Source organism: Paraburkholderia sp. CNPSo 3272 (assembly GCF_024206495.1).
Lineage (GTDB): Bacteria > Pseudomonadota > Gammaproteobacteria > Burkholderiales > Burkholderiaceae > Paraburkholderia.
In genome coordinates this window covers 1-23,172 of the sequence record NZ_JAMBPQ010000006.1, presented here as the reverse complement: position 1 = coordinate 23,172, position 23,172 = coordinate 1, and the positions used below count along the sequence as shown (strand labels likewise).

Genomic DNA, 23,172 nt, shown 5'->3' with positions numbered 1-23,172 from the left:
GCTTCACTCACGCAGAAAATCGGTTTGGGCTTGCCCGGCCGCGAGTCATTCTGACGATACACGGAGGCAACGTGGCGATTCGATTGGCATTTCAGAGGGCATCTTGTTTGTGCGCCGCTCCCGTCGCCCGGTTGGCTTGGGGCAAACTGGCGTGCGCCACCCTGGCCGTGGCGACTTTGGCGGGCTATGTGCCTGCGAGCCGCGCGGCCGTGTCCATCATGCGCCCGCCGCGCGAGGCGAGATCCGACGAACCGCTCGTCGTGACGATCGTGTATTCCGGCGATGCGCCGACCGGCAGTTCGATCGATGTGCCGCGCGACTTGAGTATCACGCTGACCAACGGTGAGGCGTTGCCGAAGGCCGTGCTGCTCGCGCGCGAACCAGGCGCACCCGAGCATTTGCGGCTCGCCGCGGGAGAGATGAAGGCAGTGAGCTATAGCGCGCCATGGCCCAAGTGGGCGCGCGGCGCTTTGAGAGTGGATGTGCCGGGCGTGGACGTTTCGCCTTCCGTGGTCCTGCTCACGCGCATGCCGGCTTCGGCAACGGCGAACGCCGCGGCTCCTGCCTCTGCGCCTTTGGTGCCTGCGGCAACGGTTGCGTCCGCATCGGAACCGGTCGCCCCGGCGCCAGCCGAAGGACCGATGGCGGGCAATGCTTCACTTGCGGCGCAAATGCCGCCTTCCGCCGTAAAGCCCTCGAATTCGCTGGTGCCCGATATTGGCACTTTCCTCGCGGGCCGTCTTTCGTTCTACCAGCCAAATTATTTCGCGGACGGCTGGTCATCGAGCGACGCGGATCTCGCAAGATTCCAGATCAGTATCAAGTTCCGCTTCATATTGCCGGACGATCCGCGTTCACGCGGTTTCCTCGACAACCTCTATTTTGCTTATACGCAGACTTCGCTTTGGGATGTCCGCGGGGACGAGTCGCCGTTCCACGATACGAGCTACATGCCCGCGCTTTTCTACTACCTCGAGGACACCGGTTGGAGGTCCAACTGGTTCACCCGGATGGGTATCGAGACCGGCTACGAGCACGAGTCGAACGGGACCCCCGGTCCGGGTTCACGCGGCGTCGACATCGTGTACGTGAAGCCGATCTGGGATTTCGGCGACCTCAACGCGAACCACCTGACCATCGAGCCGAAAATCTACGCGTATGAGCACATCCAGGAGTCGAATGGGGATATTGCCCACTATCGCGGCTATGTCGATCTGCTGTTCAAATATGGCAGCCCCGACGGCTGGCAACTCGCGACGACCCTGAGAAAGGGCACGAGATCGACCTATGGAAGCGTCGATGTGCAATTTACATACCCGCTTGCCAAGCTATTCGGCAATGCATGGGGCGGGTATCTGTTCCTCAACTACTTCAACGGCTACGCCGAAGATCTTCTCGATTACAACCAGCACCGCTGGGCTGCGCGCATCGGTTTTGCCGTGTCACGCTAGCTGACTTTGGGGTGCGGATGTTGGGAAACGTCATTCGTCCGGCGGGTAACGTAGAGAGACACCAAGCGTGGGTCACGTAATGCTTTGACCGACTACGAACCGGTGGCCATCGGGTGTGGCGACGGTGCATTCGCGCATGCCGTACGGGCGATCGACCGGAGGTTGCAGGACAATTGCGCCTCTTTGCGCGATTTCATTGTGAAACGCTTGAACATCGACTTCCAGATAGCCGAAGTAGCTGTGATCCCCCGTCGCCGCCGGGGACAACGCATCGGGGCAATGGCCCAGCATGATCCGTACGCCGCCCCTCTCGACGATTCGCCAGTCGGTCGAATCGGCCCAATCTACCCGAAAGCCGAGCACGTCGCGAAAGTATGCCGCGTTGCGTTCGAGGTCCTGGACGGCAAGGACGAAAGCGAAGGGACCTAGCGTGTTCGTGTCGGTCATGAGCGATCTTCTTTAACAGAGTTGGGTTCGGGTGGCGTGAGTATGACGCACGCCCCGGGCACCGTGTTTGCTCGTTGCACATGTAGTGCGCCATCCGCAACTGCGGCTAGCCGGTTGCCGCGTCGCTTACGCGCGCAGATCGGAGGACTGACCATGAATGACCAACGAGAAGAGCGCGTCCGGCGACGCGCTTATCAACTCTGGGAAGACGACGGCGCGCCCGAAGGTCGGGCGGACGAATACTGGAGCCGCGCCGAAAAGCAGGTTGCCGCCGAATACGACGCAGAAGGAGAAGCGTCGAATATCCCCAGCGATCAGGCCGGCAAGCGCCGGCTTGCCGGTGAACCCATGCAGGAACCCGACGCCATGCCGCCGAACGAACTGGCGCGCGACAAGCGGCGCGGCGGCGGGTGAAGTCACGGATGTGCCGCGCTTCAAGCCATAGTCATGCCAGCGCGCGACCTGTTCGCACATCAATGATGCGCGAACAGGTCGTTGCGGCGCTCGTGTGACATGAGTGCGTCGTGGCGCGACGTTTGCGCAACGGAGGCATTCGAGGTGCCCGAGCTTTCCATTCCATAGCCGGAGTCGTCAGCGCGTTGCGTGCCGACGTGCTGCGGGTTTGCCGGTTGCTGCATCTGCTGCGCCTGCTGCATCTGCCTCATTTGTGCCGCGGGTTCAGTGTCCTGTGCGAAGACGACGGGGGACAATACGACGCCGAGCGAGGCAATAGCAGTAGCAAGTAGAAGTTTCATGATGGAAGACTCCAGGTAGTAAATTTGATTCGGATGACTAAAAAATGCGCGAATTGCAAAATCGTTTTTGCAGACGCTCATTCAATCTTGCGCAGTCTAATCACTACGGCGCATGTGCCCAGACTACGCAGCCAACCTTAGAGTTTGCTTATGCGCAGGCAACGATGCGCATTTAGCGCATATTCGGTCGCGGTTAAGGTTTAGTTAAGCAACAACGGCATATAGTCCCACGCTGTTCCGTTACGCCGGTCATGCGGCGCAAGGAGTATTCATGTCCACCACCACACGAAATCTCATCGAAGATGCGGTCAGCAAGGTCCCCGCCGTAACGCTCGGCTTCTGGGTCATCAAGATTGCTTGCACCACGCTCGGCGAAACCGGCGGTGACTGGGTGACGATGTCGCTGAATCTGGGCTATCTGGTCGGCTCGCTCATTTTCCTCGCATGCTTCGTCGTGCTGGTTGCGGCGCAGATCCGCGCGCAGCGCTTCTACCCGTGGCTATATTGGGCGACGATCGTCGCCACGACCACGCTCGGCACGACGCTCGCCGACTTTTGCGACCGCTCGCTCGGCGTAGGTTATCCCGGCGGCGTATCGATCATTCTCCTGTTGCTCGTGGCCAGTCTCGCGATCTGGTACCGCGCAGAAGGCACGGTTTCGATCGAGAGCGTCGCGACGCCACGCGTCGAGTGGTTTTACTGGATTACGATCCTGTTTTCGCAAACGCTAGGCACCGCGCTCGGCGACTGGGTGTCCGGCGAAGACCGCGGCGGTCTCGGCTTGGGCTACGAGTACGGCGCGGCGATCTTTGGCGCGGGCCTCGTTGTCGTGGCGCTGCTGTGGTTGTGGCCGCGCGTCTCCCGCACGGCGCTATTCTGGTTCGCGTTCGTGCTCACGCGTCCGCTCGGCGCGACGCTGGGCGATCTGCTCGACAAGCCCGTCGCCGACGGTGGCCTGCACTTCAGCCGCTTTTATGCATCGGCGTTGCTGGTGATCTTTATCGTCGGCTGCATCGTGGTGCTGCCTCAGCGTGCCGCTCGCAGGGCGCACAGCGCGTAGTGCGCATGGTCATTGCGGCATCACGCATGTGAAACTGGTCGCGCGGTTCAGATTGCCGTTGCCGAGATAGCGCGGAAACGCCGGGTAGCGGCACAGCGGCCGCGTGCGGCCGTTCGTGGCCTGGGCAATGTCGGTCGCGAACAGCGTTTCGGGCGCGCTGTCGTGCGTGACCCAGTCGTCGAGTGCGCCTAGCAGATCGACGGACGGAATGAAGACGCCGTTGCCGTGCTGGTACCCCGGCACCATGTAGAGCCGCATGAAGCTGTCCACGCGCTCTTCGCCGTAGCGCCCTACCAGCCCCTGGTAATAGGCGATGGTCTGGTTCGGGCTGATGACTTCGTCGGCGAGCCCTTGCAAGGTGATGAGCTTGCCGCCTCGCGCCATGTAGCGCGATACGTCCGGATTCATCGCGCCAATCGTCGTCGACAGCGTAAAAAGCCGCTCGCGGTAACGGCCGGGATGCATCACGTCGAAGGTCGTCGAATCGAAAGTCGAGTCGTGCGTGATGAAGTATTTGAGGTAGGCATCGCCCTGCGCGTACAGGTAGCCGTTAGTGACGAACCTCGGTTGAGTCAGCCGCTGCGGCGAATGCGCGAGGCCCAGCATGCTCGTGAAGCGCGTGCCCTGGAAGACGTTGTAGCCGCGATAGGTATCGGCATTCCAGGCGAGCGCGTAGGGCAGGCGCAGGCCGTCGCGCAGGCTTTCCAGCGTCGCGAGTTGCGGTGGCGTGAGGCAGTCGTCGGGGGCGTGCTGGCGATCCGTCTGGTCCTGTGAGGAGCAACGCAGCGAGTCGATGATCTCCGGTTCTTTCGCGCGGCAGGCTTCGACGTCGCTGATGAGGCCGTCCGCCGCGCCGTCGAGCGTGTCGCACACCTGCATCACGCGCTCGTACACGTGCTCCAGCAACTCCGGCGACAGATAGCCGCCGGGCCTGCGGTATTCGTGCTGGCCCACCACGACGCCTGTCAGCCGCACACCCGAGAAGTTCAGCGCGGGCGAATTCGCTATCACGCCGTCGTAGTCGTCGGGATAGCGCTGGATCACGGTGTAGCCTTCGCGGCCGCCCGTCGAGCCGCCTGCGAAATACATGTGCTCCGGCGGCCGCCCGTAGCCGAGCGTGATCAGTGTGAGCGCGACGTCATGCGCTTTTTTCAGATGCGCGTAGCCGAAATTGGTCACGGCTTCTTCAAGCAGTCCGAAGTTGGCCTCCGACGACGTGCCGTTGTGGCCGGAGTCGTCGCCGAAGGTCGCATAGCCGCGCGCGAGCGGCGCGCGGTCGGGCGAAAAGGGCATCGGGCCGGTTCCCGTCACCACGACGCCGCTGTACCCCCCACCGCCGAATTGCAGCGCGCGGCCGTTCCAGCGGCTCGGCAGGTTCACTTCGAAGCGGATATCCGGCGTCCCCGCGCTTTGGGCGCGGATCACGCCCGTCAAGCGGCAGAAGTCGCCGTTGAGATTGCCTGTGGCGGTCGCGGAAATCATCGCCGCGCTCTGCACGAGCGCACCGTTGGTCGGCAGGCCGATGCTCGCGGGCGGCAGCAGCGCACCGGCAAGGTCGGTGCAATGCAGTGGCAGCGAAGGCGTGTGCTTGGCGAAAGCGGGACCGCTAGCGATGAGCGTGAGCGTGGCGATGGCGATCGCCTTGAGGGATCCGATTGAGCGCTTGCCCCGCCGTATCATCCGCAGCCGGCTCCGTTGACGCTCGCGCGGGCCTTCTCCTTTTGGCGCCCGAGCGTGCCGCGCCAGGCTTTGGCGAGCATGAGCGTCGCGCCGATCGCGACGATGTCGCCGGCTAGCGCCGCCGCGAACGCCGCCGCGCCGTGCAGCGCGTGTGGCGTGGCCGTGTCGACGATCACCGAGATCAGCGTGCCGCCGACGAAACACACGAGCCCCGTGCGGCCCACGATCACGACGGCGGGCAGACGCGCGGCGATCCGCGCGATCGTGCCGCGATGGACGAAATACGCCGCAACCATGGCAATGCCGATGAAGTTGACGACGCGCGCGAAGGCCAGATGCTGTTTCATTGCCCCAGGCATGGGTTGAGTCAGGACGAACCATTTAACGGCCGCGAACAGCGCCACCGCGGCGAACGCGCATCGTACCAGCCAGCGCGCGGTTTCCGAGGTCTTGAACCCTGGCGCAAGCGGGTGCAGCCGGCAGAGCATGCCGAATACGAACATCAACTGCCACGCGAACGGGTTGAACGGCCAGTTCGCGAACGTGCGCGCCCCGATGAGCGCAGCCAGTAGCGGCGCGAAGGCCCAGAGAAGCAGGCTGCAGATCAGGGCGGCGAGCGGCGCGCGGCGGGCGAAAGGCACGGCCGCGGGCACGCACAGCGCAAATATGACATACATCGGCAGCACGCTCGACAGATACGGTTGACGGGCGAGCAAGACGACGTGGAAGGTCTCGCGCAGCGGATGCGTGGCAAACGACGCCCAGCCGCTCAGGTCGGTGGCAGCGGGATTCAGGTGCAGGAGCGCGAGCACCGCACCCGAGAGCAGCGTGAGGAGGGCCGTCAGCAGATAGGCGCGGTAGATCTCCCAGCTGCGGCGCAGGAAGCGCCCTTGCGCAGCGCTCATGCCACGATGCGCACGCACGGCCATAAACGCCGCGGCCGACGCGTAGCCGCCGAGAAACACGAACACTTCGGCGGAGTCGCACAGCGCGTAAGCGTGCAACGTCAGCTGCGACAAGGCGCTCCCCGGAATGTGATCGAGCACGATCACGATCAGCACGATGCCGCGGAAAAAGTCGACTTCGATCGAACGCCCCTGGCGAGACTCCATGGTGCCCTCGCAAGCATCGCGGCGGCGCCGCTCAGGCTGGCGTCGACCGCTCGATGAATGGCAGGGCGGCGGCTCTCACGTATCGTGGCGCCGCCCTTGTGCGTACGAGAGCATCTCGCAGGTATCGTTCCCTGCGCGCAGCATGGTTGGCGCGCTATGCGCCGGATATGACGCTCACGCCATGTTGGCGCCATCTGCATGCCAGCCAGGGGACGACTGCGGTGTCCGGTGGGGTGCCGCCTACTTCGCTGCAGCGGCGCGCTCGATTGTGGTGATGTCGATCTTGCGCATCGTCATCATCGCTTCCATCGCGCGCTTGCCGGCTTCGCGATCCGCGCCGAAGACGCATTCGAGCAGGCGCTTCGGTGTGATCTGCCACGAAAAACCCCAGCGATCCTTGCACCAGCCGCAATCCGATTCCTCGCCGCCGTTGCCGACGATGGCGTTCCAGTATCGGTCGGTCTCTTCCTGGCTGTGCGTCTCGACCATGAAGCTCACGGCCTGGTTCGCCTGGAAGTTGGGGCCGCCGTTCAGGCCCACGAAGCGCCGGCCGAGCACCGTGAATTCGACCACCAGTTCCGCCCCCGCGCCGATGCCAGGTATCGGGGAAACATGGCCAGCCCCGACATGGCTGTCCGGAAACGTCGCGGCATAGAACTCGGCCGCTTCGCGTGCTCTCCCTCCATCGAACCACAGGCAAGTCACAAGCTCCGCCATCACGCTCTCCTTTGACAAGGCGCCTCATTGCCGGCGCGTAGCGCACATTGTGACAAAGCCTCGGCTGTATGGGGGATTTTTGCTGGCGAAGCATCGCGGCTAGTCGATGCAGCGCTCGATCGCGAGGGACTGGGCGGACTGGGTCGACCGGGCGCCGTGCGAATCCAGCTTGCCGCGATCCTGATGTGATTCGGACTGCGATTGAATACACAGCGCAAGATTGGCGCGGGTGCTGTATGGCGCGAACATGAGCGCAAGCGTGAATGCCATGACTGCCGCAACCAGAATGGCGCGGCCGCGCAACGTTGTGCGCAAAGCGGGCGACAAGGGGAAAACGGCGCTAAAACGCGAAGTCTGTTCGACGATGATTCGGAACATGGCGGGCTCTTTTCGATGAACGTCGAGGGCATGACGTCACGATAGGCAGGCCCGGCAGCCGCGGCAAGACCCAGCCGCGCATCAAAACATGGAGCCACGCACGGCGGGGTCGTGGGAACTACAACTACTTCAGGAATGCTTGACGATAGACATTCGGCGCGGCGCCGAACGCGTCGCGAAAGCGATGGCTGAAGTGACTCGCGTTCGCGTACCCGCACGCTGCCGCGATCTGCGCGAGCGGCAGGGCGGTCGTGCGCAACAGGAGACGGGCCCGCTCCAGACGCTGGGCCGCAATCCACGCATGCGGCGGCAGCCCGAACGAGGCGCGAAACATGCGCGCGAGGTGGTATTCGGAAAGGCACGCGACATCGGCCAGTGCGCCGAGCGTCAGTGTTTCGCCAAGGTGGGCGTCGACATAGTCGCGCAGACGCCGCCGTGTCGATACGGCGAGACCGCCTTTGAGGGCCGCACCCGCGCGCCGCACGCCCTGGCTGCGCAGCAGCAGGCTCAGCACTTCGTGCGCCGTTTCGTTGCTGCGCAAAAGGCCGTCTGGATCGGACCAGTTTTCGTTGGCCAGCGCCTGGCAGAGCACGGCAATGCGTTCGTCTTCGAAATACGTGCGGTCGGCGAGGGTGAGTTCGCGCGGCTCCCGGTCGAGTTCGCGCACCGCGCGCTGCGTGAAGTGCTCGGGCAGGAAGTACAGGTGCATGAAATGCATGTGGCCGCGCACCCACCAGCGCGATTCATGGTCGCCAGGAAGCGCGCAGAGGCGGCTTGGCGCGCCGTAAACGCCGGGCAGTTTCTGCCGCTCAGTGCGATAGCCGCCGTCGAGATAGCACGACAACGTGTGATGGCCCGGCCGGTCATAGATGGTCTCGGCCTCGCGCGTGACGCGCGTCCAGACGGCGGCCGCGAACTGGTCGCCCAGCCACGCAAAGCGCTCCAGCGTCGCATTGGCAGCGCTCAGCGTGCGGCACACCGAATGCAGGCCAAAGGGCGTCTCGGCGAGGGCGAGGGCAGGCGCGGGAAGCGGCACCTGGGCGTTCATGGTCGGGGCGGCGGGCTGCAAGGCGGTGATGGGGTCAACAAAGCGGGTCGTCAAAGCAGGTTTTCAAAGCGGGTTCTCAAAGTATACGCTCGCGCCCCCACCGTTGCTGGCCGTGGCCGGGCGCAGGCAAGAAATGCGCAATCCTGGACAAGTCCGCGCCGCCCCCGTGCGCCATAGTAGGGGCATCGACTCGAGGTCCTTTCCCGCAATGAATCTCTTACTCTACGTGCTCACCGTCTTGATCTGGGGCACCACCTGGATCGCTATCAAATGGCAGCTCGGCGTCGTGCCCGCGCCCGTATCGATCGCCTGGCGTTTCGGGCTTGCGGCGCTCCTGGTCTTCGCGCTGCTGGGCGTGATGCGCCGCCCCATCTGGCCGCCGCGCGCGGCGTGGCGGTATCTCACTGCCCAAGGGCTGGCGCTGTTCAGCCTCAATTTCCTGTGCTTCTACTATGCCGAGAACATCGTGCCGAGCGGGCTCGTCGCCGTGGTTTTTTCGACCGCGCCGCTGCTGAATTCGATCAACGGACGCATCTTCATGGGCCGGCCGCTGCAGCCCGCCGCCTTGGGTGGCGCCGTACTGGGCCTGATGGGGATCGTCTGCCTCTTCCTGCAGCAGATGGCCGGCCATATCGGCGATCAGACCGCGTGGCTCGGGCTCGCCGTGGCGTTTCTCGGCACGCTGTGTTTCTCCACCGGCAATCTGCTGTCTAGCCGCATGCAGTCGATGGGGCTCAATCCGCTCGTCACGAACGGCTGGGCCATGCTGATCGGCACCGCGGTGCTCGTGGCCGGCAGCGCCGTCGCCGGATTGCCGTTCAGGCTCGAAATGGATGCGCGCTACCTCGGCGCGCTGGCGTGGCTCGTCGTGGCAGGTTCGGTGATCGGCTTTACGGCCTATCTGACGCTGGTGGGCCGGATCGGGCCCGAGCGCGCGGCGTATTGCACGGTCTTGTTCCCGATCGTGGCGCTGGCAGTGTCGACGGTGTACGAGGGCTATCGCTGGTCCTTGCTTGCCGTTATCGGGCTTTTGCTGGTCGTTTTGGGCAACCTCGTGGCGTTCGACCTCACGCGGCGCCTGTTCGCGCGGCGCGCGCCGGCTGCGTGAGCGGGCTTCAGGGCGCCGGGCTCGCTCTCAGGCTGTTGCCATAACGCCGGTACAGCCAGGCGGAACACGGCGCGCCAAGATAGAGCGCGCCGAAAGTGGCGAGTGCGGTGCCCAACAGATTGGGGATGTTGAGCGAGGCGAGACCTGGGTGCCGGGTCCCGAGCCCGGATGCGGCGACCAGTACCGAGGCCGCGAGCGTTGGCAGTCCGACGCACAACTGGATGAGCCAAATGCTCCAGCAATGCCCGCGCGTATCGGTCCAGACTTCCCGTATCCTGACCGTGCCGCCAATGGCGACATGCGTGTGGAGCAGGCTCAGTCGCGTGAGTACGAAACAACTGATGCCTCCGGCAAACAGCACGAGACCTCCGCCGACGATCATTATCAGGAGGCGCACCTCGACCGGATGCTGCACGATTGCGGCTTTCCCTGTGGGGTCGAGCGCGATGATCACCCCGACATACAGCGCCAAGGCCAGGCAGACGAGCGCCAGCACCAGGCAGGCAAGCACCGGCGCGAGCATGGCCAGTCCCCAGGTGCAGCCAAGATATCGCCAATAGCTCGGGCCTGAGATTGGCTGTGCGTTCGCCGAATCATTGTCAAGCAATACGAAGCGTATGGCGTGAATGATGAGAAGCGAAAATAGCGAGTTCTCCAGCAATGTGAAAACGCCCAGCGGGACGTAGGTGAGGAGCCGGAACGGCGGCGTGCGGTCGGGCCGCAGGGCGTTCACGGCGAACGACGACAGCCACGCGTAGGGCAATAGCAAAACCGCAAATGCGGGACGATGACAGAGGTATCGCCAGCCATCGCGCCATGCGCCCTCCACGCACTGAGCAAATGTGATCGATTCCATTCGAACCCCTTGCGCGTTGTTTTTTCGGTCATCTCGAAGCGTCAGTCGGGCAGTTATGTGTTTGGCATCATGCGTCGCCGCCCTACGCGGCCGCGTCGATTGTGATGGGATATGGGATGCGAGTATGTGGGATGGCACACTGAGGTTTTCGGTGAGTTATTCGGTTTAATTTCAAATCCCTACGTTTTTATTACGACTGCGTAAATGCAGCGTTCATAAACTAATGGTGTGCACTAAAGATTCGTCTAAAGGGTGCCGATAGCCTTTTAAGAACGGATTTAATACGATTGCAAACACGCGGCACGCCGGCCGCTCCGGGGGTTACCGCCAACGCATGCGCGTGCCGTGAATGAACGAATGCAAAGCAGATGGCCCATCTCAGCGTGCAGCACACGCTTGCACACGCAAATCACGCTCCGGACGAGCGCGGTCCTAACGACGGGATTTACGTTCGCGGGCGCTGTCAAGCGCAACGGCATGGACGCGACTCTGGCTCGCGGGTGTCGGCATGACATGGCAGACGCCGCGAAATCAGTTCAGTGCACCGCGTGAGCTTCGCCGGGGACAGGGACAAGACAAGGACGGGAGAGGCCTGCAATGAAGGTTCACGCTAGTGCGCTTACACTGCTGCACTGGTTGGCGCAACGCGAAAGCGCGTCGGTCAGCGAAATTACTGCGTCGGGGTTGATGAATTCGCGAGAAGCGTCGGACGTCGTGCGCTACGCCATGCGCAACGGAGCTGCCGAACGCATCAATAAGGGCGCGACTGCGAGAGGATCCGCGCGTTACCGTTCTACCGGCGTCCCACTGCCGGAGCCACGGACGACGCCAGCCGGTGCATCATTCGAAGGCTTGCTGAGCGCCTGGGGAATCGCCAAGGAGCCGCCCGAGCTTCCCGCGGTGCGTACGCGCGTGTACCAGATCGAAGATAACGGCCAGGATAATCGAGGCGGAGATCGCCTCGGCAAACTAAAGCTCAATGACTGAAACCACTGCGTGCAAATTGGGGCGACTGGGGAGACTAAAGAAATAGATCCACCGTTCAGCGGACCCCGCGAGGCATTCCGGGTAGTTTCCGGGACGCCTTGGCGTGAAGTGAGGGGTCGATTCTCGCCGTTGATTTTCGCAAGGATGGCAACGGCAAACCTGCGCCGATGTGCGCGATAAAGCCAACCATAAAAAGGGTTCTCTCCTGATGTCGAATCAGATCATGCACGTCGCGCTTTGCGCGGCGTTCAGTTGCGCTGCGCTGGGCGCGGCGGCACCTGCCTCGGCTGCACTCGGCGGCATGCCCACGCCCGCGCCGGCTGGAGCTGTCTCCAGTTCGGCCAATGCGGCCGTCGTCCATGCTGCATCGGGCGTCTCCGGTACCGCGAGCGCCGCCTCATACACGGTGACGCAAACGACTTTTTCGACCGGCACGGTCGTGCGTGAGTACGTCTCGGCAGCGGGAACGGTATTCGGCATTGCGTGGAGTGGCCCGATCATGCCGAACCTGCCCGTACTGCTCGGCACCTACTTCACGCAGTACGACAGCGCGCGCGTCTCGCAGCGCACGGCTAATCCGGGCCGTGGTCCGCTGAATGTCGAGCTTCCCGATCTTGTCGTCCATTCCGGCGGCCACACGGGTGCGTTCTCCGGGCAGGCCTACCTGCCGCAGTCGTTGCCAGCTGGCGTGAGCGCCACCGACATCCAATAACAAACAAAAACAAGGCGAACCATGTTGAGTATCAACGGGAAACTGGCCCGAATGCTGGCCGCATTCGGTCTGGCGGCGGCTGTCGCTGTCGTCGCGGGATGCGGCGGTGGCGGCGGATCGGGCAATTCGTCGGCGGGCACAGGCAGCGGCGGCACGGGCGGTACGTCCAACAGTACGGTCCTCGCTGCCGGCGCGCCGGTATCGAGCTTGCCCGCGACGCTCGCGAGCAACCAGGTCGCTGTGACAGTGGCGGCGGGCGTCAAGAACGCTCCGAACATTCCGACGGTCAGCGTCACGATTTGCGCTCACGGCACGACCACGTGCCAAACGATCACCGACATTCAGGTCGATACGGGGTCATGGGGGTTGCGGCTCCCGCTGGATGCGCTGAACGGACCCATGCAGTCTGCATTGCCGGTCGAGACTGCGAGCGGTAAATCCGTGGCCGAGTGCTTCGGTTTCGTCGACGGCAACGCCTGGGGCTCCGTTCGTACGGCGGATGTGACGATCGGCGGTGAAACGGCTTCGAGCGTGCCCATCCATGTCATGGGCGATCTGCCGCAAACGGCAGCCGGCGGCACTAACAACAGTTGCGCAACAGGCTCTCTCAATGACACGTCGTCGTCAATCGCCGCGCACGGTATTCTCGGCATCGGCCCCGCCGAATACGACTGCGGCAATGGCTGCGCGACCCCGCCGAACGGCGTCTATTTCGGCTGCACGGGGTCGGGGAGTTCGACGAACTGCACGGACCTGGGGGTAGCGGAAACGGCGCAAGTGACGAATCCGGTCCGGTTGTTCCCGATCGACAACACGGGCGTGATCCTGAACATGCCTGCCGTGACTTCGTCGGGCTCGACGAGTGCAACCGGGTTCCTGACGTTCGGCATCGGTACGCAATCGAACAACGCTGTACCGACTTCCGGCATCCAGAAGCTCACAACCGATCATTACGGCAACGTGCAAAGTGCATCGCTGAGTGGGACGAGCGTGTCGTCGGCGTTCTTCGATACGGGCTCAAACGGGCTGTTCTTCCCCGACAGCACGCTGTCATCGACGATGTGCAAGCTCGCGATCGGCTTCTATTGCCCCGCTTCGACGGTGTCGCGGACGCCTTCTGTCACAGGGTTCAACGGCACCAACGTTTCGGCTGGGCTTAGCATCGCCAACGCGCTGGATTTGTTCGAGGACGGTGGCTTCGCGTACGGGAACGTCGGCGGGATCATGACGGGCGTCGCCTTTGATTTCGGCATGCCGTTCTTCTACGGTCGCACTGTGTACGTCAATTACGATCCGAACACCGACGGCAATTCTGGCGTCGCTACGTCGGCCTACGTTGCCTTCTGACTCGTAGCGCCGTATCCGCGAGCGGCCGCCGCGCCGCTCGCGGATGTCTCAGCGGTCATAAATCCTTGGAGCGCGCTACCGCGCCAACCGCTCCCGCAAAAACTCAATAAAGCGCTGCGTCTTCGCCGGCAGCAAACGCGTTTCCGTAATCGCGTAGACCGTCGTGGGCGTGCCATGCCACTGTGGCAAGATTCGTCGCAACGCTCCGCTGGCCACCTCGTCGGCCACGATTTCTTCCGGCAGCAGCACGATGCCCAGATCGAACGTAGCGAGGCGGCGGATCATGCCGACGCTGTTGAGCGTGAAGCGTCCGTCCACCTTCACCGTGCTCCTGCGCTTGGCGTCGTGCAAGCTCCATGTGTCAGCCTTCAGGATTCCCAGGCATTCGTGCCGTTCGAGATCGGCCGGTTTGGCTGGCTCGCCAGCGCGCTCGAGATAGCCCGGCGACGCATAGAGGTAAGGCGTGAGCGATGCCAGCGGACGCGCAATGAGTTGTGAGCTTTCGGACTCACCCATGCGAATCGCCACGTCGAACGGGTCGCTCACCAGATCGACACGCCGCGGATTCAGTTCGAAATCGAAGGAGATGGCAGGGTAGAGAGCGGCGAATTCCGCGATCAGAGGCGCGAGGTACGTGACGGCGAAATCGACCGGAAACGAGGCCCGCAGCACGCCGCTGGGCTGCGCGACCATGTCGCCTAACTGCTCGTGCGCGAGGCGGGCCTCGTCGACGATGCGCTTGCAGCGCTCGAAGTAGATCTGGCCTGCTTCGGTCAACTCGATCTTGCGCGTCGTGCGATGGAGCAGGCGCAGCCCGATCGCTTTTTCCAGGCCGCTGATGCGGCGCGAAAGGGTGGAGTTCGGCATGCCTGTCACGTCCGCGGCACTCCGAAACCCTTTGGCTTTGACGACCTCCACGAACAAGGCCATGTCGTTCAGTAGTTCCACCTCGACTGCTCCATCAACGGATCAATGATATCCAAATTACCATATTTATCCCAATCGTGAAGCAGGCGACGATGCACCCATCCAAACCAGTCGAGGTGAGTCATCATGAGCAAGCTTTTCGAATCCGTACGCGTTGGACGTTACACGCTGTCAAACCGTCTGGTCATGGCGCCCATGACCCGTTCGCGCGCGCTGGCCGACGGCACGCCCGGCGAATTGGCCGCCGAATACTACGCCCAGCGCGCGAGCGTTGGCTTGATCGTCACCGAAGGCACGCAGCCTTCGGAAGAGGGCCAGGGCTACATTACGACCCCGGGCATTTATAACGACGCGCATGTCGCCGGATGGAAAAAAGTCACCTCGGCCGTGCATGCGAGAGGCGGCCATCTCTTCATCCAGCTCATGCACGCCGGGCGCATGTCGCATCCCGACAATACGCGGCACCACAGCGTGGGCGTCGCGCCTTCCGCCATCGCGCCGGGCACGGCCATGTTCACGGCCAGCGGCATGCAGGACATTCCCGTGCCGCGTGCCTTGACCACCGAGGAAATCCGCCGCACCGTCCAGGACTTCCGCACCGCGGCCCGCCGCGCCGTTGATGCCGGCGCGGACGGTGTCGAAATCCACGGCGCGAATGCCTATCTGGTTCAGCAGTTCTTCGCGCCGAGCGCCAATACGCGCACCGACGAATACGGTGGCCCGATCGAAAACCGCGCACGATTTGCGCTCGAAGTCGCGGCCGCCATTGCCGGGGAAATCGGCGCGGACCGCACGGCCATCCGGCTCTCGCCGGGCACGACGCTGTGGGGCATCGACGAAGGCGCGCAAGGCCCCGATCTTTATCACTATCTGGTGGCCGAACTCGACAAGTTGGGCCTCGCCTATCTGCACATCGCGCATCAGGGCGACGAGGCGCTGCTGGGTGAGATTCGCAAGCTGTGGAAGGGCGCATTGATCGTGAACCGGGCTGGCCGCCCGCGCGAACAGATTGGCGCAGACGTGGCCACGGGGCTGGCAGCTTTGGAGTCCTACGGTCAGATGGTGCTGGCGAATCCCGATTTCGTCACCCGCCTGCAGCGCAATGCGGCGATGAACGCGGCGGATCGCAACGGCTTCTTTGGGGGCGCCGCGCAAGGCTATACGGACTACCCGAGCCTGAGCGAAGTGGCTAACGCCTGACGTAACGAGAAGGCGCGGGGCGTGCGTTGCATGCGCCGCGCCAATGCGAAACCGCCTGCCTTGCGCGGTTTCGCATGGCTCACTCGAGCGGTCCCGCGAGGGCGCGCCGATACCACGCATGGAAATGGCGCATGCCGTCTTCGAGCGGCGACTGATACGGCCCGGCGTCGCTGATGCCGCGCCGGCGCAGCCGCAGTCGTCCCGCGTCCATGCGCTCCGCGATCTCGTCGTCCTCGATCATCGTCTCCAGATACGCGGCGCGCTGCGCGTCGATGAACTCGCGCTCGAATGCCGCGATTTCTTCCGGGTAGTGGAACTCCACCACGTTGAGCGTTTCCTGCGGGCTCTTCGGATAGAGCGTCGAAACCACGAGCACGTGCGGATATAGCTCGATCATCTGCGTGGGGAAATACGCGAGCCAGATGGCGCCGAATTCGGGCGCCTCGCCGCCGCGATAATCGAGCAAACGATCGTGCCACGCGCGATAGATTTCCGAACCCGGCTGCGCAAGCGCGGTGTGCACGCCCACGCGCTGCATGCTGTACGTCTCGGCGAATTCCCAGTCGAGCGTTTCGCAGGTCACGAAGCGCCCGTGGCCTGGGTGGAATGGCGCGACGTGATAATCCTCCAGGTAGACTTCGATAAAGGTCTTCCAGTTGTACCGGCAGGTATGCGTTTCGACGTGATCGAGTACGTACCCAGAGAAGTCGAACTCGGGCCGGGCGAACACGCGCGCCATGTCGCGCGCAGGCTCGCGTGGCCCTTCGTAGAGCAGGCCATGGCAATTTCGCAGGTCGAAACGTTCGAGATTGCGGCACGGTTTGCGCTCGAACTCGGGCGCGCCGATCAGTTCGCCGCCAGGGGCATACGTCCAGCGATGCAAGGGGCACACGATGTTGCCGCCGCTCGCCGCGAGATTGCCTTGCGCAGTGAGACCGCTGCTCGCAGCGACTTTCCCGGCCATGCCACCCAGCATGAGCGCCTGTCGATGGCGGCAGACGTTCGAGAGCAATTGCACGCCGTGCTCGCCGCGCACCAGCACGCGGCCGCCTTCGTCCTGCGGCAGGTGCCGCCAGTCGCCGCGCTCGGGCACCGACTGTTCGTGGCCCACGTATAGCGCCGAGTGCACGAAGATACGCGCCATCTCGCGCTCGAACAGCGCCTCGTCGAAATAGGCGCTCGCGGGCAATTGCACGTGCGCTTCCTCTGTATCGGGCGGCAGCGCGAGATGCGCGAGGTCACTGATATCGTTCATCGATCGGGTTCATCCTGTTTCGTGTTGCGCGTTCAGGCGCACGATGCGTTCATGCTTTGCGAGCCGCGGGCAGGTGCTGCAGAGTTCGCCGTCGCGGCGGCGATAGTGGTAGCAGCAGGTGCGGCGCTCCAGCGCGAGCGCTTTTTCGCCGTCCGCGCGCGAAAACGGGAAATAGCCTGAGCAGCCTTGCAGGCCGAGCGCTGCGAGCCACTGCCGGCCATGCGCCTCGACCTGTGCGTCGCTCCATTCGGGACGCGCCTTGCGTGCCGCAAGCAGTGCCGCGAGCACCACGTCGGCTTGCGTGCCGCGCGCTGCTGCCGGATTCAGGCGGATCACCGGCATCAGCTCGTCGTGCATTTGCTCGCAGCACGAGACGATTTCGCATGCAGCGTGCGCGATCAACGCGTGCGTGTCGCCATGCGCCGGTTCGTGATCGCGTATGCGGACTTCGCGGGTCCAGCCCTCGGCAATGGGCTGCGCGATGTCCGCAAGCGACAGCGACAGGCCTGCCGCATGCACCCCGATCACGCTCAAGTAGAGCGGTTGCCAGATCAGGATGCCCCAGCAGCGCGACGACCAATAGGGGCGCCCCGCTTCGGGGTAGGTGCGCGACCAGAAGGCAAGGAGCGCATCGAGCGCAGCGCGATTGGCGTCGCCGTTGGGCGCCGGGCGCGTATGCACGATGCCTTGGGCGGGGCGCGCTGCTACAACGCCCTGCAACCCAGGCACGAGCCGCGCGGCGAGCCGCAGCATGTCGTCGAGCGCGCGGTTCCCCGCCATGCTTACGCCGCGACCGCTTCGGCGCTCATGCCACTAGCCTGCGCGGCGTCTCGCGGCACGCCGCGCCTGCCCGCCAGCGGGTTCTGCAGATTGCCCGCCATCTTCAGATTGCCCGCGGGATCGGCGAGATTGACCATCTGCAGGTTGTTGCCGAGTTGCAGGCGGTTCAGGCACGAGTGCAGGAACTCGGGCGCGAAGAGGTCATATTCGGCGTATTTGCGCGCGAGTTGCGGGTGCTCGTCCTGATAGCGCCCGACGCAGCGCGCCACCGTGTTCCAGAACACGTCTTCCGTGCAGCAATCGTGCTCGACGAGTATCTGATTCATGTAGCGGAAGAAGCCGTCGAACACGTCGATGAAGATCGCGAGCAGCTTGACGCGCTCGGGCACGTCCACGGCGAGGCGCTTGACGTTTTCCGGAAGCCGCGCGTCCTTGTTGAGGATGGCGGATTCTTCCGCGATGTCCTTCATGATCGCGCGCACAGGCACATGATTTTCGAGCACGAGGATGAGATTCTCGCCGTGCGGCATGAACACGAGATCGTGTGCGTAGAAGCAATGGACGAGGGGCGCCAGATACGCCTCCATGTAGCGTTCGAGCCAGGCTTGCGCCGTGAGTCCCGAAGCCCCGATCAGCGCGGGCAGCAGCGCCTCGCCATGGCGGTCCGTATGCAGCAGCGCGGCCATAGTCATGAGCCGCTGGCCGTCTCCCGCGAGGCTGAGCGGATTCTCGCGCCAGAGCGCCGAAAACATCTTCTTGTAGGGGCTATCCGCCTGGACGGCCGCTTCGTAATAGCGATTGCGAAAGCCGATGGACGCGACTTCGCGCAGGATGGTGAACCCTTTGCTCTGCAGATACGAATCGCTAGCCACGAGGCCTTTGATGAAGTCGTTGATGGCGGGTGTGCCGGACATGTAGTACGGCGAGAGTCCGCGCATGAAGCCCATGTTGAGGATCGAGAGCGACGTCTTCACATAGCGTTTCGAGCGGTCCGAGAGATTGAAGAACGTGCGGATCGACTGCTGGGCCTGATAACGGTCCTCGCCGAAGCCGAGACAAATGATGCGGTCGGTCGCGACGTAGCTCGCAAACGCGATCGAGAGTTTGTTGAACCACTGCCACGGGTGCGCCGGCATTAGCCGATAGTCGGCCAAGTCCGCGCCGCGCGCTTCGACGATCGAGCGAAAGCGCACGATAGTCTCCACGCCCAGTTCTTCTTCCATGAGCTGTTCGTAGTCGAGGTCGGCTGAACTGTGGAACGCCGCGTTCTCCTTGTGCACGGCGAGCCAGACGATCTGCAGCGGCGAGCCCGCCTCGGGCGCGAACGCGCGATAGTCGCCCGCGTCGAACCCGAGCCTGCCGTTGTTGGCGACGAAGCCCGGATGGCCCTCGCTCATCGCGGTTTCGATCGCCTGGAAATCGGCGTCGAGGAGTGCGGCCGTGTCCGGGCCGTCTTTCACCGCTTTGTAGGCCGCGCCATACAGCGTGCTGCTGATTTCGTCGAGGTAAATGGGCAGCATTTCCTCCTTGATGCCAAGCCGCGCTTTCACGTCGAGGATGAAGGCCAGCGCGTCGAGCGGTTGCGGCGCCCCGTCCTGCGAGCACACGATGGTTTCGGGGCGAATGCTCCAGTGGCGCAGCGCGAGCAGGCGCGCATCGAACGTGTAGACGCGGGTGCCGTCGTCGGATTCGAGCGCATAGCGCGCGTAGTGCTCGCCGGGCGCATCGCCCACACGCTGTGGCTCGACGATCAGCTCGTGCGCGTACTCGGCAATGGCCTTGCGCAGCAGCATCCGGTTCGCTCGCTGCCACACTTCTGGCGCGAGGTGGGCGGCAGCCTCGTGCGGCGTGACGAGAACGTGTTGCATGGAAGCCTGGGTTGCGACGTGATTCATGATGCGATGTCCTTATGGAATTTAGTGATCCTGCGTAATGGCAGCGTAAAAATCGGCTCGGGTGCAGAACGCGAGCGAGGCGGTCTTCTCGCGAAACGCGACGTCCTTCGTATACACGAAGCCCATCGCGCGATTCAGGGCGTGTATGCGTGCGTTGCGCGCATCCGGCTCGACGACGACGCGTTGCGCGCGAAGGCGCTCGAACAGGAACGCCATGAGCGCTTCGAACACGTGGCGCGTATAGCCAGAAGTCTTCCTGACAGCGGGCCCGACGAACAGATGCATGCCGAGATCGCCCGTGCACACGTCGTAGTGCTCGCCGATCTCTTCGTGAGCCGGGTCGTAGCTTTCGAAGAGGAAGGCAGGTACGCCATCCTGCAAGCCCAGCCAGGCTCGCGCGTGCCCCGAGTCCTCTATCGCCTGATAGAACGCGGCCACGTCCGCCACGCTCTTGTCGCGCATGTTCCAGAACGCGGCGCGTTCTTCGATGAACCAGCGGTGCAGCGTGGGCGCGTCGCGTTGTGCGTCGAGCGGGCGGATGTGAAAGGCGTCGGGCGTGGCCATGCGTGCAGCCGGGACACGGCGCGGCGCGATTTCGTCGGCAGCGATTTCAGTTCGCACGGGCGGTGACTCCTGTTTCGGCAATCGGGTTGGAAAGGACGGCGTCCTGGGCACGCGGCCGGGCGAGCAGCCAGACGCTCGCGAGCGCCGTGGAAACGAGGCCCACGGACGCCGCGAAGAACGGCGCACGCAAGCCCGCGTCGTCGACAATGGCGCCGGCCGCGAACGAGGCGAGTAGCACGCCAAGGTTCTGGAAGAAGTTGATGACGCTGTAATCGGCGGCATAGGTGGCGGGCGTGCTCAGTGCGAACATCGTCACGTCGAGCTTCACGACGATCTGGAACAGCGCCCAGCCGAATATCACGCGGCCCACGACGATCCACAGCGGCGCTTCCACGCCTTGCAGCAGCATGCCGGCGGTGCACAGCAGCAGGTTCGCGAGCATGTGGTCGGGCACACGCTTGCCCTGGGTGGCGAGGCGCTTGTTCAGGCGCAGCGCGACGAGCGCGACGATGCCCGGAATGGCGAACACGAGTCCCGGAACCAGTTCGCCGGGCGCGTGGGTGACCGCTTGCCAGTACGACGCCATGAACGGGCGGATGAGATAGACGCAGAAGTCGAACGCGAGCATGAGCAGGGCGAGGCGCAGGATCGGCATGCGCGCACGCAGCCCCGGCTTGGCCTGTGCTTTATCGGCAGAGTCCGCAAACCGGCAGCGCCGCGCAATGCGGTGCGTGCGGATCAGCGCAAGGCAGATTGCCATCTGCACGAAGTCGCCGGCGGCCATCGCGAAGATGCAGTGATGGGCGTCCCAGACCTGCATGACGAAGCCGCCCGCCACCGCGCCCGCAATCGCGCCGAAGTGCACCACCACGGAAAGCACGCCGATGGTACGCGCATGCGATTCTTTCGCTTCGAGGCGCATCATGTACGGGTACATCAGCAAATAGCTGCTTTTGCACATGAACATCGCGAGCGAGAGTACCCAGAAGAGCGGCACCGTCGACGCGAAATAGCTCGCGACCGAAAGCACGCCCGCTGCGCACTGCGTATAAACGAGCAGATGCATGGCGTCGAGCCGCTTCGCAATGCGCGCCCAAAGCGGCAGCGTGAGCATCACGACAATGGAGATGAACGCCACGTAGGCGCCCGCGTGCACGGGGCTCGTCACGCCATAGCGCGCGGCGAAGAACTGCGGGTAGAACGGAATCAGGATCGCATCGCTGACGACGGCGAAGGTCGTCATCAGGATGATCGTGCTGCGCAGCTTCATTGCGCCTCCATCGGTATCTTTACGAACGCTTCCGTGTCGGGCACCGAGAAGTCCTGCAGCGCGATGCGCCGCTCGATCTTGTAGTGCTCCACGCCGGTTAGCTCGCGCAGAATGCAGGAGTTTCGATAACAGCTCATGCCGAGGTCGGGGTTGGTCAGGCCGTGGCTGTAGAGCCCCGCGTTCTGCACGAAGATCTCGCGCCCGCTCACGTCGATCGCATAGTTGCGCGAGAGCCGGTAGCGCCCTTTGTCGTCCCAGCGGATGCGGGCGCGAATGCCGTCGATGAAGCCGGGCACGTTCTGCACATAGCCGGTTGCGAAGATCGCGCCGTCCGTCACGTGGGTGTACTGCACGCCCTCGTCGCGCTGCACGAAGCGCAGGTGAAAGCGGTCTTCGACGCGGTCGTGATGACAGGCGCTCAGTTCGGAATTGGTGATGAGGCGCGCGCTGTTGCTGCCGCGGCTGCGGCGGTCGTCGAGCAGGTCGTAGATCTGGTTGATGAGTGAGGCGTTCACGCCTTTGTAGAGACTGTCCTGCTTGGCGATGATTTCTTCGCGCACGCCGTCCGGCAGGTTGTAGAAGTAGTCGATATAGTCGGGCGAGATCATTTCGAGCGTGAGCTTTGTGTTCTCCATCTGGAAAAAGCGCGGCGAACGCGTGATCCATGTGAGCGTGTAGTCGTGCTCGTCGCTCTCCTTGAGCAGGTCGTAGAAGATCTCGGCTGCGCTCTGGCCGCTGCCGATCACGGCGATGGAGCGCTTTTGCTGCAGCTCGGCTTTGCGCGCCACGTAATGCGCACTATGGATGCAGCGCTCGCGCAGCTCGCCGCAGCATGGCGGCAATTGCGGCACGGACCCCACGCCGATCACGAGGCGGCCGGCGCGATGCGTGAACGGCTGGCCGGTGCGCACGTGCCGCCCACGCACCACGTAATGGCCTTGCTGCGCGTCGTATTCAACGTGCTCCACGCTCGAGCCGAACGCGATGCTCGACAGCTGGCCGATGGCCCATTTGCAGTAGCGGTTATATTCGGCGCGGCTCAGATAAAAGCGCTCGCGGATGTAATACGCATAGAGCTTGCCTTCCTGCTTGCAGTAATTGAGGAAGCTGAACTTGCTTTGGGGATCCGCGAGGCTCACGAGGTCGGCCAGAAACGGATTTTGCAGCGTGGTGTCGTCGATCAGCATGCCTGGGTGCCAGTCGAAGTCCTCGTTACGCTCGAGGAAGATGCCGCGCAGGTCGTGGATCGGCTCGGCCAGACAGGCGAGACTCAGATTGAACGGCCCGAGGCCGATCGCCACGAAGTCGAGCACGGACGAGGGCGGACGTGGCTTGACATTAGTTCTACTCATAATTGAACTTTCACCTGTAGCGGAAAGGACCATGTCGGGTTACCTCTTCGAAGGACGAAGACGGCGAGAAGGCTCATGAGACGCAACCGCGCAGTCGTTTGCGTGGGCGTGTGAGTTTCGATGCGAATGAGAGTGATTCGCGTTTGATGATCATAGGAAAGACGCGGTCCCATGGCAAGAGCGAAACGCACGGCGTTGAGGATACCGAACTATCGTGCCTGCCCAATACGCATCAAGGCTCGCAGGCTCGACCGGCGGCAAAGTCCGGCTG

The 23,172-nt window shown here is 63.5% G+C and carries 23 protein-coding genes; 8 read left to right on the top strand and 15 right to left on the bottom strand.

Translation table 11 applies throughout. The annotated features are described in order from the left end of the window. The first annotated feature begins 218 nt into the window (after nt 1-218). The gene (locus M3I53_RS09560) at nt 219-1,451 is read left to right on the top strand and encodes a phospholipase A (RefSeq protein ID WP_254315967.1); all 1,233 of its coding nucleotides are present in this window, start codon (nt 219-221) and stop codon (nt 1,449-1,451) included. Between the two features lie 72 nt (nt 1,452-1,523). Here M3I53_RS09560 and M3I53_RS09555 read toward each other — a convergent pair whose 3' ends face one another. Further along, nucleotides 1,524-1,898 carry a VOC family protein gene (locus M3I53_RS09555; protein ID WP_254315709.1) on the bottom strand — a complete coding sequence of 125 codons (375 nt, stop codon included), beginning with the start codon at nt 1,896-1,898 and terminating at the stop codon, nt 1,524-1,526. A gap of 153 nt (nt 1,899-2,051) precedes the next feature. On the opposite strand from M3I53_RS09555, the gene M3I53_RS09550 reads away from it, so the two are divergent. Beyond that, nucleotides 2,052-2,312 carry a DUF2934 domain-containing protein gene (locus M3I53_RS09550; protein WP_254315708.1) on the top strand — a complete coding sequence of 87 codons (261 nt, stop codon included), beginning with the start codon at nt 2,052-2,054 and terminating at the stop codon, nt 2,310-2,312. Between the two features lie 59 nt (nt 2,313-2,371). Here M3I53_RS09550 and M3I53_RS09545 read toward each other — a convergent pair whose 3' ends face one another. Continuing rightward, a complete protein-coding gene (locus M3I53_RS09545) occupies nt 2,372-2,734 on the bottom strand; it encodes a hypothetical protein (RefSeq protein ID WP_254315707.1) in 363 nt (120 codons plus the stop codon). Between the two features lie 190 nt (nt 2,735-2,924). Here M3I53_RS09545 and M3I53_RS09540 point away from each other — a divergent pair, with 190 nt between their 5' ends. Beyond that, a complete protein-coding gene (locus tag M3I53_RS09540) occupies nt 2,925-3,713 on the top strand; it encodes a hypothetical protein (protein ID WP_254315706.1) in 789 nt (262 codons plus the stop codon). Nucleotides 3,714-3,722: 9 nt separating this feature from the next. On the opposite strand, the gene M3I53_RS09535 is transcribed toward M3I53_RS09540, so the two are convergent. The 5 genes from M3I53_RS09535 to M3I53_RS09515 form a co-directional block, all read right to left on the bottom strand. Beyond that, a complete protein-coding gene (locus M3I53_RS09535) occupies nt 3,723-5,393 on the bottom strand; it encodes a tannase/feruloyl esterase family alpha/beta hydrolase (RefSeq protein WP_254315705.1) in 1,671 nt (556 codons plus the stop codon). Beyond that, on the bottom strand, nt 5,390-6,505 hold the full coding sequence (locus tag M3I53_RS09530) for an OpgC domain-containing protein (RefSeq protein ID WP_254315704.1): 1,116 nt from the start codon (nt 6,503-6,505) through the stop codon (nt 5,390-5,392). The genes M3I53_RS09535 and M3I53_RS09530 overlap by 4 nt, the downstream gene beginning before the upstream one ends. 240 nt (nt 6,506-6,745) lie before the next feature. Continuing rightward, nucleotides 6,746-7,222, bottom strand: a complete 477-nt coding sequence (locus M3I53_RS09525) for a VOC family protein (protein WP_254315703.1) — start codon at nt 7,220-7,222, stop codon at nt 6,746-6,748. A gap of 99 nt (nt 7,223-7,321) precedes the next feature. After that, nucleotides 7,322-7,600 (bottom strand): hypothetical protein, encoded by a 279-nt coding sequence (locus M3I53_RS09520; protein ID WP_254315702.1) that lies wholly within the window; start codon nt 7,598-7,600, stop codon nt 7,322-7,324. Between the two features lie 124 nt (nt 7,601-7,724). Beyond that, the gene (locus tag M3I53_RS09515) at nt 7,725-8,648 is read right to left on the bottom strand and encodes an AraC family transcriptional regulator (protein WP_254315966.1); all 924 of its coding nucleotides are present in this window, start codon (nt 8,646-8,648) and stop codon (nt 7,725-7,727) included. Nucleotides 8,649-8,856: 208 nt separating this feature from the next. Between M3I53_RS09515 and M3I53_RS09510 the strand changes: the two genes are divergently transcribed. Then, complete coding sequence (locus M3I53_RS09510) at nt 8,857-9,756, top strand: DMT family transporter (RefSeq protein ID WP_254315701.1); 900 nt, start codon at nt 8,857-8,859, stop codon at nt 9,754-9,756. A gap of 7 nt (nt 9,757-9,763) precedes the next feature. On the opposite strand, the gene M3I53_RS09505 is transcribed toward M3I53_RS09510, so the two are convergent. Further along, a complete protein-coding gene (locus M3I53_RS09505; protein ID WP_254315700.1) occupies nt 9,764-10,612 on the bottom strand; it encodes a hypothetical protein in 849 nt (282 codons plus the stop codon). A gap of 597 nt (nt 10,613-11,209) precedes the next feature. Here M3I53_RS09505 and M3I53_RS09500 point away from each other — a divergent pair. From M3I53_RS09500 to M3I53_RS09490, 3 genes are all read left to right on the top strand, one after another. Continuing rightward, nucleotides 11,210-11,599, top strand: coding sequence for a hypothetical protein (locus M3I53_RS09500; protein ID WP_254315699.1), 390 nt, complete (start codon nt 11,210-11,212; stop codon nt 11,597-11,599). A 205-nt stretch (nt 11,600-11,804) separates the two neighbouring features. Beyond that, nucleotides 11,805-12,311, top strand: a complete 507-nt coding sequence (locus M3I53_RS09495; protein WP_254315965.1) for a DUF2844 domain-containing protein — start codon at nt 11,805-11,807, stop codon at nt 12,309-12,311. A gap of 21 nt (nt 12,312-12,332) precedes the next feature. Continuing rightward, nucleotides 12,333-13,658 (top strand): DUF3443 family protein, encoded by a 1,326-nt coding sequence (locus tag M3I53_RS09490; RefSeq protein WP_254315698.1) that lies wholly within the window; start codon nt 12,333-12,335, stop codon nt 13,656-13,658. A 75-nt stretch (nt 13,659-13,733) separates the two neighbouring features. Here the strand turns inward: M3I53_RS09490 and M3I53_RS09485 are convergent, their stop codons facing one another. Beyond that, nucleotides 13,734-14,606, bottom strand: a complete 873-nt coding sequence (locus tag M3I53_RS09485) for a LysR family transcriptional regulator (protein ID WP_254315697.1) — start codon at nt 14,604-14,606, stop codon at nt 13,734-13,736. Nucleotides 14,607-14,711: 105 nt separating this feature from the next. Between M3I53_RS09485 and M3I53_RS09480 the strand changes: the two genes are divergently transcribed. After that, nucleotides 14,712-15,785, top strand: a complete 1,074-nt coding sequence (locus M3I53_RS09480) for an alkene reductase (RefSeq protein WP_254315696.1) — start codon at nt 14,712-14,714, stop codon at nt 15,783-15,785. Between the two features lie 79 nt (nt 15,786-15,864). On the opposite strand, the gene M3I53_RS09475 is transcribed toward M3I53_RS09480, so the two are convergent. Genes M3I53_RS09475 through M3I53_RS09450 form a run of 6 tightly spaced genes read right to left on the bottom strand, consistent with a single transcriptional unit; the run spans nt 15,865 to nt 22,901 of the window. Continuing rightward, the gene (locus tag M3I53_RS09475; RefSeq protein WP_254315695.1) at nt 15,865-17,040 is read right to left on the bottom strand and encodes an aromatic ring-hydroxylating dioxygenase subunit alpha; all 1,176 of its coding nucleotides are present in this window, start codon (nt 17,038-17,040) and stop codon (nt 15,865-15,867) included. A gap of 9 nt (nt 17,041-17,049) precedes the next feature. Continuing rightward, nucleotides 17,050-17,820, bottom strand: a complete 771-nt coding sequence (locus tag M3I53_RS09470; protein ID WP_254315694.1) for a siderophore ferric iron reductase — start codon at nt 17,818-17,820, stop codon at nt 17,050-17,052. A gap of 2 nt (nt 17,821-17,822) precedes the next feature. Continuing rightward, nucleotides 17,823-19,715 (bottom strand): IucA/IucC family protein, encoded by a 1,893-nt coding sequence (locus M3I53_RS09465; protein WP_375542488.1) that lies wholly within the window; start codon nt 19,713-19,715, stop codon nt 17,823-17,825. A gap of 21 nt (nt 19,716-19,736) precedes the next feature. After that, nucleotides 19,737-20,336 carry a GNAT family N-acetyltransferase gene (locus M3I53_RS09460; RefSeq protein ID WP_254315693.1) on the bottom strand — a complete coding sequence of 200 codons (600 nt, stop codon included), beginning with the start codon at nt 20,334-20,336 and terminating at the stop codon, nt 19,737-19,739. After that, the gene (locus M3I53_RS09455) at nt 20,326-21,549 is read right to left on the bottom strand and encodes an MFS transporter (RefSeq protein ID WP_254315692.1); all 1,224 of its coding nucleotides are present in this window, start codon (nt 21,547-21,549) and stop codon (nt 20,326-20,328) included. The genes M3I53_RS09460 and M3I53_RS09455 overlap by 11 nt, the downstream gene beginning before the upstream one ends. Then, the gene (locus tag M3I53_RS09450; RefSeq protein WP_254315691.1) at nt 21,546-22,901 is read right to left on the bottom strand and encodes a lysine N(6)-hydroxylase/L-ornithine N(5)-oxygenase family protein; all 1,356 of its coding nucleotides are present in this window, start codon (nt 22,899-22,901) and stop codon (nt 21,546-21,548) included. Before M3I53_RS09450 ends, M3I53_RS09455 begins: the two co-directional genes overlap by 4 nt. Nucleotides 22,902-23,172 lie beyond the last annotated feature (271 nt).